Raw genomic sequence first — 16,211 nt, forward strand, 5'->3', positions numbered from 1 at the left:
GCTGGGCGTTTCGTAAAATGTGTTTACATAAACTTTATGGAGGTGAAATATGTCTGCTGAAAAAATAAAATGCTCATGCTGCGGCAAAGAACAAAATGCCAATCAATATTATATATCGGAATCTCCTTTCAATTCTGCAACAGGCAAACTGTCAGTATGTAAGAGCTGTCTCCAAAATGAATTCCAAAAAGACAAAGATAACTTAAAGAATGTTCAAAACATCTTAAGAATGATTGACCGTCCTTTTGTTTACGACTTGTGGGTTTCCGCTGTTAATGAATCAGAGTCCAAGAAAAAATCAGCTGGAAATGTGTTAGGTACTTATATGAAAAATATCGGAATGAAAGATTACAAGTCAAAAACTTGGGCAGACAGTGAGTTTGACTTTGAAGAAGAACAAGAATATACAACACAATTGTTACTAGCTAAAAGTACAGAAGATATATCTAAGGAAGACATAGATGAATTAATGCAATTCTGGGGTCGTGGTCTTGATGTTGAAGATTATATTTGGCTTCAGAATGAGTACATTGACTTCACGAATAGGTATGAATGCGACTCTAAGGGAATGGAACTTCTTATAAATGAAATATGTTTGACTCGGCTAGATATACGCAAACGGCGTGAAAATGGTGAAAAAGTCGATCAGCAGCAAAAAACTCTTCAAGATTTACTTGGGTCAAGTAATTTAAAACCCGTTCAAGAAACTGGAGCAAGTGGAGTTGAACAAGAGTCTTTTGGCACTCTGATCAAAAAATATGAGAATGAGAGACCTATTCCTGAGCCAGAGCCTAGATGGAAAGATCCTGATAAAATCGGGAAATACATTAAGGTATTTTTCCTTGGGCATCTGTCTCGAATGCTTGGTTTGAAAAATCAATATTCAGAGGAATATTGGGAAGAAATGAATAAGCATACTGTTGAAGAACCTGTTGCAGAAGAAGAGGATCGAGAAAATGACCTCACATAAAAATTTTACAACAGATCGCAACAAGCACAGTCGAGGAATCAATATTTTTAAAAAGGGAAACAACTTTAAAAAGAAATCAAAATCTGAAAGATTAATGGATGGTATCGGCGCATGGACTTCTTTCTATAGAGCAAACCCACATCGTTTTGTAAAAGAATACTTGGGTATTACACTTAAATTGTTTCAATGTATTTTAATTTACATGATGGTACATAACCATTATTTTATGTACCTGGCCAGTCGTGGGCAGGGTAAAACTTGGCTAACCTCTGTATACTGCTGTGTGCAAGCCATACTCTTCCCAGGTACTAAAATAGTTATCGCATCGGGCACAAAGGGACAAGCTCGTGAAGTCATAGAGAAAATTGATGACTTACGCAAAGAATCACCTAATTTAAGGCGAGAAATTGAAGATTTAAAAACCTCAACAAATGATGCTAAAGTGGAGTTTCATAATGGCAGCTGGATTAAAATCGTAGCCTCAAATGATGGCGCCCGCTCCAAGCGTGCAAACCTCCTTATTGTAGATGAATTCAGAATGGTTGATTTTGAAATCATCAGTAAAGTACTTCGAAAATTCCTGACAGCTCCCCGTTCTCCTAAATATCTCGAAAAAGAAGAATACGCTCACTTAAAAGAACGAAACAAAGAAATTTACTTGTCTTCCTGCTGGTACAAGGTTCATTGGTCATTTAACAGATTCATAACTTACTACAATGCCATGATGAAAGGATCAAAATATTTTGTGTGTGGTCTCCCTTATCAGATCGCAATTAAAGAAGGTCTTTTGGATAAAGATCAGGTTAGAGATGAAATGGCCGAAGAAGACTTTGATCCTATCGGTTGGTCTATGGAAATGGAAGCTCTCTGGTTTGGTGAATCTGAAAAAGCCTATTTTAAATTCGAAGACATTGAAAAGAACCGCAAGCTTGCTTCTCCCCTCTTCCCTCCTGACTATTACAGTCTAATCAAGGATTCCAACTTCAAATATGAAGGCAAGAAACCAGGAGAAATTAGACTGGTAAGCAATGATATCGCTGGAATGGCCGGTAAGGATAATGATGCCAGTGTTTACACTGTATTCAGACTGATTCCAAACTCCAATGGATATGATCGTCATATTGTATACATGGAGAGCATCGTAGGTGGTCACACAGGAACTCAAGCAACAAGAATTAGACAAATATACGAAGATTATGATTGCGATTATATTGTATTAGATACTCAAAGTATCGGACTTGGTGTGTATGATGCATTATGCCAGCCTTTATATGATAAAGAACGTGCAAAAGAATATGAGCCATTTTCATGTATTAACGATGAAAGAATGGCTGCGCGTTGTACTTATCAAAATGCTGAAAAAGTAATTTATAGCATTAAAGGTAATGCACAATTGAACAGCGAAATTGCGGTATTACTAAAAGATGGATTCAAACGAGGAAAAATCAAAATTCCTATCAACGAAAATGAAGGAAAAGAATACCTGAAAAGATTTAAAGGCTATGAAGGGCTATCTCCTGAAGTTAAAGGAAAATTCCTTTCAAGCTATGCTCAGATTACCCTTCTAATAAATGAAATGATCAACTTAGAAGCTGAATATAGCGATAACGGACAAGTTAAGCTTAAAGAGCCAAAGAGTAAACGAAAAGACAGATATAGCTCAGTGGCTTATGGCAACTATATTGCTACTGTATTAGAAAGACAGTTAAACAAACAAACTGAATATGACGTTGAAGATGAATTAGTCTATTTTTAAAAGAAATGAGGTGAAACATGGTAACCTTAAATAAAGTTGACATTGAGTCTGAAGAGTATAAGCAAATGCTGAATGACTATTCAACTTATACTTCTACATTTGCTTCCGGCTTTATCTCAAATATGTTTTCCAATGGCATTGTTACGGAAATTGAGGCCGAACAATTAAAGAATTACTTTTCTAACCCCGATGAATTTCAAGAAGAAATTGAAGATCTTGCTCAGTATTTTTACATTTCGACTGCTGAGATTCACCAATTGTTTGAATTGATTGAAGCCCTCCCTACCCTCAACTATAAAATTGACTCCTTTAATAAAGTTAAGTCTTCAGATAAGCATATTTCCCTTTTGAATAAATCCTTACATAAGGTTAAGCACAAAAGACTTACTAGGGATCTGTTAAAACAGGTAGCTACAGCTGGTACTCTTGTTGGTATATGGCTTGGGGATGCTAAGAGCCCGTATCCGTTTATTTTTGATGAAATTAAATATGTATTCCCCTCCTTTAGAAGAAACGGAGACTGGGTATGTGTAGTTGACATGGAGCTGTTCACTAAGTATAAAGATGATCAAAGAAACGAATTGTTAAAAAGCCTCTCCCCTTATATTAAACAAAGCGATTATGAAAACTTCATGAAAGATCGAGAGAAATATCGGTTTAAGGAATTGCCACAAGAAAGAACTTTTCCACTACGCACAGGGACGCTAAAAAGAAATCAAGGATTGGGAACATCTTGGGTTACACCAGGTCTATATGACGTTCTCCATAAAAAGAAACTTAAAGATGTTGAAAGATCGATTGCAAATAAAATTATTAACGCTGTTGCAGTTCTAACGATTGGAACAGATAAAGGTAATGGCGAATACACAAACATGAAGCTGCCTAAAGCAGTTAAACAAAAAATTCATGGTGGCGTTAAAACGGCTTTGGAAAAAAACCAAAAAGATGGAGTGACTGTAGTATCAATCCCTGACTTTGCTGATATCAATTTTCCAGATGTTAAAGCAGATGGATTAGATGGAGCAAAATTTGATCATATCAATAGCGACATTCAATCTGCTTACGGATTATCCGGCTCTCTTTTAAATGGTGATGGCGGTAACTACGCAACTTCGTCATTAAACTTGGATACATTTTATAAGCGTATTGGCGTTTTAATGGAGGATATTGAACAAGAGGTTTATCAAAAGTTATTCAACCTTGTTTTGCCTGCTGCCCAAAAAGACAATTACTATATGAATTACGATAAAGACAAGCCGCTCACTCTTAAAGAAAAAATGGACATCTTAATTAAATTAAACGATAAGGGCTGGTCTATTAAGCACGTAGTTGACAATTTGGCAGGAGTGTCTTGGGAAAGTTACCTTGAACAAACTCTATATGAAACTGAAGAGCTGAAACTCCAAGAAAAAATTAGACCTTATCAAACTTCATATACCTTCACTGGGAATGAAGTTGGCCGCCCAAATGAAGGTAATAAAAACAACGACAACACAGTGAAGTCAGCTACATCCAACGGTAATGACAATCCTATTTAAAACTTCACTTTTGAAGGGAGGTGAAATTATTTGACAAAGAAGCAAAAGAAAAAACTATGCCAACTTCAATTGAATGAGATTAAAACATCAGATGACCCAACAAAGTTGTCATGTAGCTTTGTCATTTTTGATTTCGATGTCTCTCACAATAATACAGTAATTTCTAAGGATGTTGCTCTTGAAGCTGCTTCAACAATTATTAATAAACCGATTGTTGCAAAATATTACGAGGTTGATGAATTAAATACTTCTACAGATGCATTGGGAACTCATGAAGCTTATCTAGACACAGATAAGCACGGAGAACTTGAAGTAAAAAGAGATACTGCCCCAATCGGTGTCTTTACATCCGAGGGATACATAACTGAAATTGAAACCCCAGATGGCAAAAAAGAAGTATTGGCAGCAGATGCAATACTTTGGAGCTCTCGATTTAAAGATGCATGTGAACTTTTACTTGAATGGTATGGTAGAGGCATCAACATTAATACAAGTTGTGAGATCCTTTATTCAAATTACACTGTGCAAGATGGTATCGAACACCTACAGTCCCCCATCTATTTCGAAGGTCATGCAATTTTAAATTCAGAGAAACGTGGAGAGCATGACATTGTCCTCCCCGCCTATGATTCTTCCAAACTTCTAAGCTTTAATGAACTTCAACGATTTGAAAGATTAGTGGCTCAAGCAGCTACAAGACAAAATAATGAGGAAGGTGAAAAAATGAATAAGTTTAGAAAAGTGTTTGAATTGTCTCACTCTGACGTTCGGACGCTTCTATATAGCCAATTAGATCCAACCCTTGATAAAGAATCAGATTCATTTATTGCAGATGTATATGATACGTATTTCATCGTAAACGTGTATAGCTGGTCAGATGAAAATAGCTATGACAAATACTTTAAGTTCAATTACACAAGAACAGGCGATACTGTTTCAATTGATTTTGACAGTAAAACTGAGGTATTCATGACGCGCAACTGGGAGGAAGTTGTTCCTGAGCCTATTCAATCACAACTTAACCAGAAAGATGAACAAATTAAAGATTTAACGAAACAAGTAAATCAAATCAATAAGGATAAGGTAGGAATTGAACAGCAATTCAACACTGCCAGTGAAAAGCTTGTGCAATTAAATTCTGAAGTGGAACAATTGAAGCCTTATAAAGAAAAACACGAGAAAACTTTATTAGAGCAAAAACTAAGTGAGAAAAATGAATTCTATAAAGCGAAATTTGAAGCTTTAAATGCTGAGGAAAAATTCAGTACAGAAGAAGTACAAAACCTTATCCATGCTTCGGTTAAACAAGATGAAGAAGGAGAAAAAGCTGTATTACAACTTAACACAATGTTAGTTGATTTAGTTAGTGTTCCTACTGAAACAAATACAACCATTAGAGAATTTTCAAGTAAACGGGAAAATTTAATCCCTAACGATGACTCTTTTGAATCACGCTTTTCACAATAAATTTTAAACTTGGAGGAATAAAATATGGCTACAAGATTACAAAAAGCCCTTACTGAAGTAGGTAATCATACTACTGGAAACTTGAATTCTTTAAAAATCAAAACAGTTGCTCACGGTGCAAAAGTGACTGGTTCAGACATTGATAACTTTATGCTTGTTGAACTTGGTTTTGATGCTGAGGGGAACCGTACAGCTTCGAAACTATCAGATAAAACAAAAAAAGCATATTTAATTGCATCTCCTGAAGCACGCTACCTTGGTGAATCAATGAGAGATTTTTATAACGGTGTAGGAGAACATGCTCGAATTGTTATCCTTGAGCCAGCTTATACTCGTTTTGATGTTTCTGCATTTTCATTTAATACAGGAGTGACTGAGGTTAAACAAGGTCAAGTGGCTCACTTTGATATTGCTACTCAAAAGTATATTCTTAGTGATCCTACTTCACCTCATGAGGATTATGCTGATTCTTCTGCTAAGTTCCTAGTTGTAAATAATGAAGATGACCTTGTTTACACAATGGGACAAAAACTTGTTCGCCTTGAAGTAATCGAGGCCTAATACATAACAAATAAATTTCAATAAAAGGAGTATTTTAAATGAAATTAGATACTGTGAAAATCAAAGGCTTGTTTAGCCGTGTATTAAATAACAAAATGGACGGTACAGACAAAGCTGATATCCAAACTTACATTAAGAAAGTGTTTGGTGATGGCGGTACTACACCTGACCCTTCCATGCTCCATCAATTTAATAACCTTGTCGTTGAACAAGCTGATGAAATTGCGAAACCAAAAGTAACACAGCTCCTCTCCCTTCTGGCCAATGTCCAACAAGAAAAACGAGGCAATATTAAAGAAATTAAAATTCCAAAAAAGAATAAAGCAAAAGTCATTTGGTCTGCTACAGGCTCTGGTGTTGATTTAGTTCGTGTTGAAGGACAAGAAACAGTTCCTGCTGTTCCGAAAACTATGTCAACAGGTTTCTATTATGAACCCCTAGATCTCGTAACAGATTCAATTGTTTACTTCAATAAATTGGTGAATGATATCGCAGATGCTAAAGTCCGTTTGTACCTCGATAAAATTCATCAATTAACTGCAAGCGCAATTACAGCTGGTAAAATCCCTGCAAAAAATGTTCAAACAGGCTCAAACCTTACTCTTCAACAATACAACAAAGTAGCTTCCGTGCTTCAACGTTATGGTGGAAAACCAATCTTCGTCGCTGACACTCTTCTCATTGACTACTTCGCATTCCAACAAGGAACAGACTCTACGTTTAAGAACTTCTTAACAGAAGAAGTAAAAGGAGAGCTCCTTACTGCTCTAAATCCAACAACTATCGGAAGAACAACTGCTGTTAACCTCACTAACCCATTTACAGATGATACAAATAGTAAAGTCGAACTTCCTGTCAACAAAGGTTATATGTTTGCCGGCGGCGTTTCTCAAAAACCATTTTCTGTTGTTGAGTATGGCGGACTGCGTCAATTGACAGAACAAGATATCGAAGATGAAAGAATCAAAATGAAAATTGTTCAAGATGCTTCTGTTAACCTTCTTTTTGGAGAAGCAATCGGAATTATTGAAGAACAAGCTGCAGTATCTATCTAAATCAAAATATGAGGATTTTTTAGGAGGATGTAAATTTGACTGAAAAAATTAAGTTAGCACGATACAGAAGTACGTCTTATTTTGTTGGGTATACCGGCGATGGTGGACATAAACAATACACTTGGTCTGGTAGTAAAAATGGGAAGGCTGATATTAAAGAAGTTCCAAAAGAAGTTGTTGAATGGCTCACAATGAACAGCGTTTGTTTCGATAAAGGTGAATTAGTTATTGTTGAAGATAACGAGACAACCAAAGAGATTAAAGATTCTATTGTTGAGTCGGAGGCTTATGAAAATAACATTCATACCAAAGAAGAAATTGAAAAGATGATTAAATCGGGAAATATTGCTCAACTAAAAAATAAGCTCGATAAAATCACAGTGGATTCTGAGAAGCAATTTATTATTGACGTTGCTTCAGAATTTAGTGATGACATTGCTGCAGGCAAATTAAAAGTTTTGGCTGATTGGATGGGAGTCGCTGATCCTTCCCTTCTCTTTGACTAAGAGGAGGGATTTTTATGACATCTTATGATCAAATATGGGAAACCTTTTTAAACAACTGCGAGACGTCCGATTTTGATGTTCCTCAACAAGAAGAGGACATTTATAAATCAATTCGAAATGCAATCCTTCATTTCAATAACCGGCTTAGAGACAATTTAAAAGCTGATAATTCAACTGAAACTGTTAATCGAGAATTATCTGAGGATGATCTTCTTATTCTTGCACACTTCTTGAGATACATCTTTTTGTTAAATAAAAAGACCTTGTTTGAGAATACGTGGCAGCCCTTCACGAATGACGTGGGGATCAAGAACTTTGGTACGCAACTCAATTCACTTAAACAAAGTGTAATGGATCAGAAAGACGAAATTGAGCGCTTGATATTGAACGCTGCGGTGGATTATCTATGAGTACAATTAAAGTTAAATCGGCACATAAAGATGGACAAATAAAGCTTGAGGACTTAGATGTTGTTTGCAATAAACTGTGTAAAAGAAACAATTCAGTCCTCTTCAAATTGGAGAAATACCTTAATAAAAAGCTGCTAAGTGATCCTGAACTCACAGAAATCAGGGACACTATTTTAACAGTAAGTGGTGAATTAAGCAGACTTAGGGATAACTTAGTAACAGACGGTGATTCGAATGAAGGACTACAGTAATTACCACAAGGTTAACATTAATAATAAACTTCTTCATGATGGTAAGCTTATTTTCCAACAAGGCCTTAAGGGGTTTGAATCTGAAAAAGTCACAATTGATGGAATCGAAAAAACAGTAATGATCACTTCTAAGTACTCTAGTGGCGATGGTTCTGCAAGATATATATTAGGTGAAATTGCTGACATTTATCGTGGCGGAGTTGTTAAGTTTAATGATGAAACATGGCTCATCACCTCCCACCCTCTCAGTAATAAGATTTACAAAAAGGCTGAGATAAAAATATGTGGAACATCATTTTTTCTTACTTCAGAAGACAAGCTAATCGATACTGGCAAAATTAACGAAATCACTGGTAAGCCAATTTATGAAAAAGTACCTGGCGAAAAAACTGAAGTCCCCTGCATATTCGAAAGGACAACTTCAATAAATGGCACTGAATTGGCGGTAAATCTTCCTGATGGTCAAGCAAACATTACAATTCCTTATCTTGTTCATGAAAAATTGAAAATCGGACTTACCCTCACCTTCTTTGGCGAAGATTATCAAGTCGATGATATAGACTATTCTAAAGTTTATGGAGACCACGGAACAATAAAATTGGTTGCCAAAAAGAAAGTTGGTGAAAAGACATGAGCATGACTGTTGAACAGATGACAAAAGTCTTCAGATTAGTTATGGATGATGTTGAACTGAATCGGCTCTTGTATTACAAAACTGATCCTCTCTCCCCTTCTCATCCAGATGTTCAATCACTCGAAAATTATTATGACTCCACAAATGACTCTCCCGCTATAATCAATACCATATTCAAGCGAGCACCTAAAACAGATGATCTATCGGATTCACCATTATGTAGGATGTGTATTTATTTAGGGAATGCATTGCCTAAGCCGACAAACCAAAGCTTTATGTTGTTAAATCAAGAATTGATGATCGATGTATACACACACATTAATACATTTGAGATATCTGAGTATCGAAGTTTGAAAATCATCGACAGGGTTTCAAAATTATTTTTCAATAAAAATATTGCTGGTTTTGGTGTAACAGTAGATTATAAACGTTTGCTTATTAGTAATCCCCCTGACGGATATTTGGGCTACAAGATGATCTTTACTTTTGGAGCAAGTAAATGAATGAGTTAAAGGATTTCTTTTTCTTAGGAAAACCGATCCAGACTGAAATAGGAGAGATTGATTTCATCCGCTTAAAAGATTATCCTCTCTACACCAAAGAACTAAGCATGTTGAGGATGAATAAGAAAAGTCTTATTAAAGAATATTCAAGGTTTAATGAGGATGGCTCGCTTGACCCATTTATTATTGAAATGAAAAAGAGAGATCTTTATGAAATTGTACATTCGGTACTCCCTGATTTTCACGAGGCTTATTTCAAAGTTTTTTCAAAAGTATTGATAAACAAGGATTCCCTATCGTTGATTGGAAAACATAATTTTCCCCGTCTCCGAAAACTAATACTAGACATGCATTGTATCACTGAAGACAAGGTCGTTGACAATGATGAACTTCAGGAGTTCCATGATATAAGTAAATCACTCAAGCAACAAGATTCTCAAAGTGATTTAAAGGATATAGTAAGCTGTGTTGCTGCATTTAACGGATACACGTATGAAGAAATATCTGAAATGACGATGTATCAACTATATTTGTCGTTCTACAGGATGGCTGAAGTTATGAATTATAACACAACCACACTTTTTGCTACCGTCTCTCCTGATGTCAAAGTAAGTGATTGGAGTAGTCACATTAATCTTTACAAGGAAGAGTCTTATCACCTGAGCACTAAAGATGCTAAAAATATCGAGCAATTATTTGGAGGCTAATTAACTTTAGTCTCTTTTTATTTTTATTTAGGAGGAAACAATTTGGCAAAACAAACAGTAATCCATGAAGTTGGAAAAATTACAGCTAAACGTCTGAGCGATAATAAGGTTATTGCTTCAGGTGTTACACAAATGACTCAGTTTTCCCAACAAGTTCAACAAGACTTTTTAAAAGGCGGATGGGGTAACCGAGACCTGTATGTTATTAATTCAAGTAAAGAAGTATCGGGTAATGTCCGAAATGCTTTCTTTGATCTTGATTTCATGGCAATGCAGCAAGGTGTAAAAATTGAAAACGAAACAATTTCTGTGTGGGAAGATGAAAGCTTAACAGTTAGTGATACTGGTACGGTTATCCTTTCATATCTCCCATTGTCTAAAGTTTCATTAACTAACGAAGATGGAGATCAAATTGAAGTTGACGCTGCATCTAAAACAGTTACTGTGCCTGATACCTTTGCAACCAAGGGTGAAGCTTTAGCAGTTCATTATCAAATTGAAGTTGAAGCCGAGACTGTTGAAATTAACGGTGAAAAATTCTCTGAGAATTACTACTTTGAAATTCACACAATTGAATACGATCCTAAGACTTCAAAAATCTACAGTGACCTTTATATTCAGCTCCCTAAAGTAAACTTCTCTGGTGAAGCAGATATGTCGTTTGAAGCAGGAAATGCATACACTCCGGAAATCGGCTATCGAGCCCTTGCTGATAATAACGGAAAAATCGGTAACTTTGCTCGTGTAAAACGTAAAGCTGATGGGACAAAGGGCGTTGTCACTAGTGATGAAGGAACTGGCTCATCTCAAAGCTCAGATCTTGGCGGAACAACTGAATAATTAAGGAGGCGTTTATTATTGCTTTTTTAAACCAGGACGGTGATAAATACACCTCTGCAAAAGATGATGGGACAGGTAATCCCATAACAGCTGTATCAATTGAACGTTCCACTGTCCCCTTGGAGGTTGGTCTCAATAATGACCAGCCTCTTAATGTTAATGTGGCCAACACTGCACTTGATGTAAATATAACTAATACGGCTTCTGTCCCTGTTTTGGTTAAAAACACTGCAGCAATTAAAACCCAAGTTCAAAAATCCTATTCTGAATTTGTTGTTACTGATGCTGATACCGTAGCTACAGGTGCAACTAAGTCTTATACAGTTGATCTAATCGATTCACTTGGTGTTTTCAGAACTTACGGTGTTGCTATGTACACAACTCAAACAGACAGCTCAAACAGCAAAGTTTTAGCAAGTATTTATTCCGTACCGAAAAACATCCCATTTTATTCTGCAACTACATCAGGTAATGATAATTCTGTTCTATTCAACAGCATTGTTTTTGTTCAGAATTACCCTTTACAAAAACAATTAACTTTCACTGCTCCAAAAATACATCTGACAGTTAAAGCAGCCGGTACAGTTGATCTAACTGGGTTAAAAATCGTTGTTTGGGGGATGGAATAATGACATTTGATGAAGTATGTGGTCTGTTCAAACAATTTGATGGTTTGGAACAAAAATTCCTATTACTATCAGATGGATCCTATATCAGTGTTGATGATTTCAAGCAACGCTTTGAAGGCGACTTCAATGAGTACGAACCTTTAAGTTCGCTTCAGTCATCCCCTTCCTCTACCCCAGCTTGGGAAGGTATATGGAATAAGCTACAAGAGGATGGGCTTTTTGAATAAGTCCTCCCCTCTTGTTTTTCTAGATAAAAGACAGTTTTTATTCAAATTAAGGAGGTGGAGTTGTTGACAGAAACGACTGAAAATGTCGTAATCACGATTCCAGACAAAACTTCATTTACATTTCACGAAGCCGCAACTTCCCCATCTGAAGGTGAAGAATTTGTAGTGGGTCATTTTCGGGAACTTACTGTTAAGATCTCTGGTTCCTCAACTTCACGAGAAATAAAGTTTTATGCAGTTGATGAAAATGGCGAAAAAACTGCACTTAGTGGCACCAATAAAACAGACTTCCAACTTGGGAGCAGTACTTTAAATACTAATGAGTATTGGGACTTCGACATTGCTGGATTGTTTAAAGTTATGTTCGAAGTAGTTTCTGTTACTGGTGATGTAACTGTTAAAGGGATTGTGGTGAGTTAAGATGAGCAGCAGTAAATACGTCGGTCAACTCAAACAAAACAATATTCAGATCAATTCATTAAGAGGATCCAATGACAGAGCTGAAAAACATATGCTTGAGCATGAACAAGCATTAACAGAAAAAACAAATTTGTTTATGGAATATCAACAGAATGAGCTCAAGAAACATACTGATGATAAGTCTAATCCTCATTTAGTCACCAAAGAGCAGGTTGGTTTGGGCAATGTTTTAAATAATGTCCAAGCAACTAAAGAGGAATTTGACGAACATCTAAACGATACTCTCAATCCCCATTCAGTAACTAAAAGCCAAGTTGGTTTAGCAAATGTCCTGAATGAAAAACAAGCAACTAAAACTGAATTTGATCAACATGCTCAAGATACAATTATTCATATTACAGCTTCAGAGAGAACTACTTGGAATGCCGCGGAAAGCAATTCTAAAAAGTATACTGACGCACATTCTCAGAACACAAACAATCCTCATAAAGTAACTGCAATTCAGGTCGGGTTAGGAAACCTTACGAATGATAAACAAGCGACAAAATTAGAATTTGATGCTCACATAAAAGATAATGAGCGTCATATCACTAGCACTGAAAGAAGTAAATGGAATTCTGCTCAATTAACTAAAATATCAAGCGATGATGGTCAACCACTAGTTTCTATAACAAGCGACTTTCATTCTGAACTTTTGAATTCTCCTACTTTAACATATTTCGGATATGATAAGGCTGCCTTAGAAGCACCTCCAAGTAACGGGCGGGGATTTTGGACATGTAGTGCTGATAAACTTTATGGTCAAGCTATTGTTCTGACTAATGATAATAAGACTTACAGAAAATCATTGATAAACGGAGCATGGTCAAGTTGGGAACGATTGATAAGTAGCAGTGAAATTGATAACGTGCCTTGGTTAAGCGTTACATATAAAAATGGCGCAAAGACAGGCTCAAGGCCACTTCAATATCGTAAAGTAGCTGGGACTTTGCAGCTTAGTGGGCACGTTGTAACAAACCGAGATGTAGTATTTGCTTCTATTCCAACTGAATTTTCTCCAACACAAGGTGCTGTTAAGTCTGTTGAAGTGAGTGGAACTTTCGGCAGAAGTAAATTATTTGTAAACTCTAATGGTGACCTTCAGCTAAGTGGGGTATCAGCTGACAACAGTGCTGCAATAACGGGTTACTACATAGATGTAGTTGTTCCGTTGAATTAGGAGGTAAGTCGTGATACAAGTCTATAAATATGACGAAAATTTTATGTTCGTTGAACCCCTAGTTGTAACTGAAATCGATGAAAAGGGAGATTATATTTTTCCCGATAATTGCACTTCTGTTCCATTACCTGACTCTCCCTCCTATTACCTTCCACGATTTGATTTATCAAAACAAGTTTGGATAGAAACAGCCTCTCAAGAATATATAGACAGCCTCTCACCGCCCCCTGAAGAACCTTCTGATGTGGAATTACTTGGACAATCACTAGCTGAAGCCAGAATTTTAATTTTAAAACAAAATCGCATAATCTTAAATTTACAAAATGAAGTTAAAAACTTGAAAGATGGGACAACAGCATGAGCAATTTTTGGGTTATAGCCCTAAACAAAAACTGGGCAACTCTTGATCAGGTTAAAGAAGCTTATTATTACGATGATGTAACTAAGGAAGAACTCAAAGAAGGAGTAGACAATAACTTAATTACTCCTGAACAATATCAAGAAATTGTTGGGGAAGCCTATACTTCAGTTACCTTATCTACAGAATAAACACGTTATCATTGTTTGCTCAAAATGAGGATATTAAGGAGGATATTAAATGGCATCAAAAAAATTGAATTTAAGTTTAATTGAGGAAAGTGTCAATAAGTATGACAAGAAAGAAAAAGTCCAATTAACCGATGATGTACATGTATTCATCTACCCATACTTTTCTCCTTCTCGGTTAACAAAAATGCTAACTGAAATGATCTCTGATCAACAAAAAGCTGAAGATAAAGGTATTGATTTTAGTAAAATCAACACTGTTCAATGGGTATTCTTTTCAATTGTCAAAGAATTTTCAGATTTGGGGATTCCGAATGACATCAAAAATAAAGTTAAATGGTACCTTAAGCTTGTAGATTCCGAATTCTTCCCTATGATTATTAACAGTTTTCCAAAAGAAAGTATGAAGAAGCTTAAGGATGCAACAAAAGCTTTAGAAAAAATCACTGAAGACTTGTTAACTATGAGCCACCAGGAAATCAACAAGCTTATTCTAGAAAAGGTAGAAGAAATAGAGACTGGTTCTGGTGAAGTTAGTGGCGAAAACAATTAAAGATATCAAAGCTATGGTTGAACAAGCTGCAATTCAATCAATTCATAAGTCTTCCTCTAATGTGAAACAAATTATGGTAAAAACAGGACAAGAGCATATTGTTGAAGATGTTTACGGTGCATATGATCCCCTACTTTATGAACGCACAGGACAAGTTAAAGATGCCTTTATAACCACCAACGAAAGCAACGGGGTGTCATTGGACAATATTAGAGAAGATGATGGAAAAGACATTGCTACAGTTATTGAAACCGGGCAGGGGTATACATACCCTGATTCATATGGATATGGATACGGTAACCCTCGTCCTTTTATGAAGAATACCTCTGAGACCTTAAGAGATGGACGATTAACCGCAGCGCTAAAAAAAGATTTAAAAGCAGATGGTATTAAAACAGACTAATGGTGGTGAATTAATGACCAAACCAATTGAAAAGAATATGCTCAGATCTCGAGCAATAAAACTCCCCGAGGTCACGGAATCAATGTGGGAGCAAGTAGATGAAGAGCACAGAAACTTGGTTCAAGAGTTTTTAGATGCTCATTCATTTAGAGATAAAACACGAAAGCAGTATTACTCCTCCCTTCGCCAATTCTTTTGGTGGGTACATACCTCTCTTAACGGGAAAAAACTTTATAAGATCTCAAAGCGTGATTTCATTAGGTATCAAAGTTTCTTAAAGAATCGTGGGATGTCTTCAAGTGGGATTGCTTTAAAAAAAGCCGGTGTATCATCGTTAAATAATTATATCGAAAATGTTGTTGCAGAAGATGATCATAATTATGAGAAATTCAGAAATTTCACCCGCGGGCTTCCAGCTATTCCTAAAACCACTACCTATGAAAAAGTTAAAGTTACATATGATGATTATAAACTGATGATGGACGCCCTAAAAGAGGACGAAAATTATTTGGGGATGGCATGGCTTGCTACTGCCTTTAATGTTGGCGGGCGAAGAGCAGAACTCATACAGTTAAAAACAGAAATATTAGATTACCCTGTTCCAGAGGGTCAGTCATACGTGATGAGTCATAAGGTATTTGGAAAAGGTAAAGGTGAAGGAAAACCTCTTGAGTACATGATTAACACAGAAGCACTGGAGTATCTTCGCTTATGGCATGAAAAACGTGGCTATGATCATGAATACCTCTTCACTACTCAGTATGGCGGAGAGCCTAAACAGATGTCAGAGTCTTGGGCTGATTATTTTTGCTCTGATGTGTTATCAGACATCCTTGGTCGACGTATAAACCCCCACCTCTTTAAAGCTTCGTGCATCACTTATCTCCTAGAAGTTAAGAAAGTCAAAATTGAATTGATAAGCAAATATGTAGCTCATCATGAAGATGTCTCAACAACAATCAAACATTATGATTTACGGGATTTTGAAGAAGAAAAAAATCAAATATTTGTTTAGT

The 16,211-nt window shown here is 36.1% G+C and carries 22 protein-coding genes; all 22 read left to right on the forward strand.

The window, feature by feature from the left end:
- Window positions 1–49: 49 nt before the first annotated feature.
- The 22 genes from yonG (at window position 50) to yomM (ending at window position 16,210) form a co-directional block, all read left to right on the forward strand.
- Entirely contained in the window at window positions 50–970 is a 921-nt protein-coding gene (yonG, locus tag BSU_21100; RefSeq protein NP_389993.1) for a conserved protein of unknown function; phage SPbeta, read from the forward strand.
- Window positions 957–2,726, forward strand: a complete 1,770-nt coding sequence (yonF, locus tag BSU_21110; RefSeq protein ID NP_389994.1) for a putative P-loop ATPase; phage SPbeta — start codon at window positions 957–959, stop codon at window positions 2,724–2,726. Before yonG ends, yonF begins: the two co-directional genes overlap by 14 nt.
- 17 nt (window positions 2,727–2,743) lie before the next feature.
- Entirely contained in the window at window positions 2,744–4,264 is a 1,521-nt protein-coding gene (gene yonE, locus BSU_21120; protein ID NP_389995.1) for a conserved protein of unknown function; phage SPbeta, read from the forward strand.
- 30 nt (window positions 4,265–4,294) lie between these two features.
- Window positions 4,295–5,731, forward strand: coding sequence for a conserved protein of unknown function; phage SPbeta (yonD, locus tag BSU_21130; protein NP_389996.1), 1,437 nt, complete (start codon window positions 4,295–4,297; stop codon window positions 5,729–5,731).
- Between the two features lie 24 nt (window positions 5,732–5,755).
- Window positions 5,756–6,292 carry a conserved protein of unknown function; phage SPbeta gene (gene yonC, locus BSU_21140; protein ID NP_389997.1) on the forward strand — a complete coding sequence of 179 codons (537 nt, stop codon included), beginning with the start codon at window positions 5,756–5,758 and terminating at the stop codon, window positions 6,290–6,292.
- A gap of 38 nt (window positions 6,293–6,330) precedes the next feature.
- The gene (gene yonB, locus BSU_21150) at window positions 6,331–7,347 is read left to right on the forward strand and encodes a conserved protein of unknown function; phage SPbeta (protein ID NP_389998.1); all 1,017 of its coding nucleotides are present in this window, start codon (window positions 6,331–6,333) and stop codon (window positions 7,345–7,347) included.
- A gap of 35 nt (window positions 7,348–7,382) precedes the next feature.
- Window positions 7,383–7,853: a conserved protein of unknown function; phage SPbeta gene (gene yonA, locus BSU_21160; protein NP_389999.1), complete on the forward strand. Its 471-nt coding sequence runs from the start codon at window positions 7,383–7,385 to the stop codon at window positions 7,851–7,853.
- A gap of 14 nt (window positions 7,854–7,867) precedes the next feature.
- Window positions 7,868–8,263, forward strand: a complete 396-nt coding sequence (gene yomZ / locus BSU_21170) for a conserved protein of unknown function; phage SPbeta (protein NP_390000.1) — start codon at window positions 7,868–7,870, stop codon at window positions 8,261–8,263.
- The gene (yomY, locus tag BSU_21180; protein NP_390001.1) at window positions 8,260–8,514 is read left to right on the forward strand and encodes a conserved protein of unknown function; phage SPbeta; all 255 of its coding nucleotides are present in this window, start codon (window positions 8,260–8,262) and stop codon (window positions 8,512–8,514) included. Before yomZ ends, yomY begins: the two co-directional genes overlap by 4 nt.
- Window positions 8,498–9,148, forward strand: a complete 651-nt coding sequence (gene yomX, locus BSU_21190) for a conserved protein of unknown function; phage SPbeta (protein NP_390002.1) — start codon at window positions 8,498–8,500, stop codon at window positions 9,146–9,148. The genes yomY and yomX overlap by 17 nt, the downstream gene beginning before the upstream one ends.
- A complete protein-coding gene (gene yomW / locus BSU_21200; RefSeq protein NP_390003.1) occupies window positions 9,145–9,651 on the forward strand; it encodes a conserved protein of unknown function; phage SPbeta in 507 nt (168 codons plus the stop codon). The genes yomX and yomW overlap by 4 nt, the downstream gene beginning before the upstream one ends.
- Entirely contained in the window at window positions 9,648–10,358 is a 711-nt protein-coding gene (gene yomV, locus BSU_21210; RefSeq protein NP_390004.1) for a conserved protein of unknown function; phage SPbeta, read from the forward strand. Before yomW ends, yomV begins: the two co-directional genes overlap by 4 nt.
- A 42-nt stretch (window positions 10,359–10,400) precedes the next feature.
- A complete protein-coding gene (gene yomU, locus BSU_21220; protein NP_390005.1) occupies window positions 10,401–11,198 on the forward strand; it encodes a conserved protein of unknown function; phage SPbeta in 798 nt (265 codons plus the stop codon).
- A 17-nt stretch (window positions 11,199–11,215) separates the two neighbouring features.
- The gene (youA, locus tag BSU_21229) at window positions 11,216–11,827 is read left to right on the forward strand and encodes a conserved protein of unknown function; phage SPbeta (protein ID YP_003097751.1); all 612 of its coding nucleotides are present in this window, start codon (window positions 11,216–11,218) and stop codon (window positions 11,825–11,827) included.
- On the forward strand, window positions 11,827–12,054 hold the full coding sequence (yomT, locus tag BSU_21230; RefSeq protein NP_390006.1) for a hypothetical protein; phage SPbeta: 228 nt from the start codon (window positions 11,827–11,829) through the stop codon (window positions 12,052–12,054). Before youA ends, yomT begins: the two co-directional genes overlap by 1 nt.
- 63 nt (window positions 12,055–12,117) lie before the next feature.
- A complete protein-coding gene (yomS, locus tag BSU_21240) occupies window positions 12,118–12,474 on the forward strand; it encodes a putative phage-related lytic exoenzyme; phage SPbeta (protein NP_390007.1) in 357 nt (118 codons plus the stop codon).
- A gap of 1 nt (window position 12,475) precedes the next feature.
- Entirely contained in the window at window positions 12,476–13,693 is a 1,218-nt protein-coding gene (gene yomR / locus BSU_21250) for a conserved protein of unknown function; phage SPbeta (RefSeq protein ID NP_390008.1), read from the forward strand.
- Between the two features lie 10 nt (window positions 13,694–13,703).
- The gene (gene yomQ / locus BSU_21260; protein ID NP_390009.1) at window positions 13,704–14,054 is read left to right on the forward strand and encodes a putative tail phage assembly protein; phage SPbeta; all 351 of its coding nucleotides are present in this window, start codon (window positions 13,704–13,706) and stop codon (window positions 14,052–14,054) included.
- Window positions 14,051–14,242: a conserved phage protein of unknown function; phage SPbeta gene (gene yomP, locus BSU_21270; protein ID NP_390010.1), complete on the forward strand. Its 192-nt coding sequence runs from the start codon at window positions 14,051–14,053 to the stop codon at window positions 14,240–14,242. Before yomQ ends, yomP begins: the two co-directional genes overlap by 4 nt.
- A 49-nt stretch (window positions 14,243–14,291) precedes the next feature.
- Entirely contained in the window at window positions 14,292–14,792 is a 501-nt protein-coding gene (yomO, locus tag BSU_21280) for a conserved protein of unknown function; phage SPbeta (RefSeq protein NP_390011.1), read from the forward strand.
- On the forward strand, window positions 14,776–15,195 hold the full coding sequence (yomN, locus tag BSU_21290; RefSeq protein NP_390012.1) for a conserved protein of unknown function; phage SPbeta: 420 nt from the start codon (window positions 14,776–14,778) through the stop codon (window positions 15,193–15,195). Before yomO ends, yomN begins: the two co-directional genes overlap by 17 nt.
- Window positions 15,196–15,208: 13 nt before the next feature.
- Window positions 15,209–16,210 (forward strand): putative integrase; phage SPbeta, encoded by a 1,002-nt coding sequence (yomM, locus tag BSU_21300; RefSeq protein NP_390013.1) that lies wholly within the window; start codon window positions 15,209–15,211, stop codon window positions 16,208–16,210.
- The last annotated feature ends 1 nt before the right edge of the window (window position 16,211 follow it).

It is taken from the genome of Bacillus subtilis subsp. subtilis str. 168, assembly GCF_000009045.1.
Lineage (GTDB): Bacteria > Bacillota > Bacilli > Bacillales > Bacillaceae > Bacillus > Bacillus subtilis.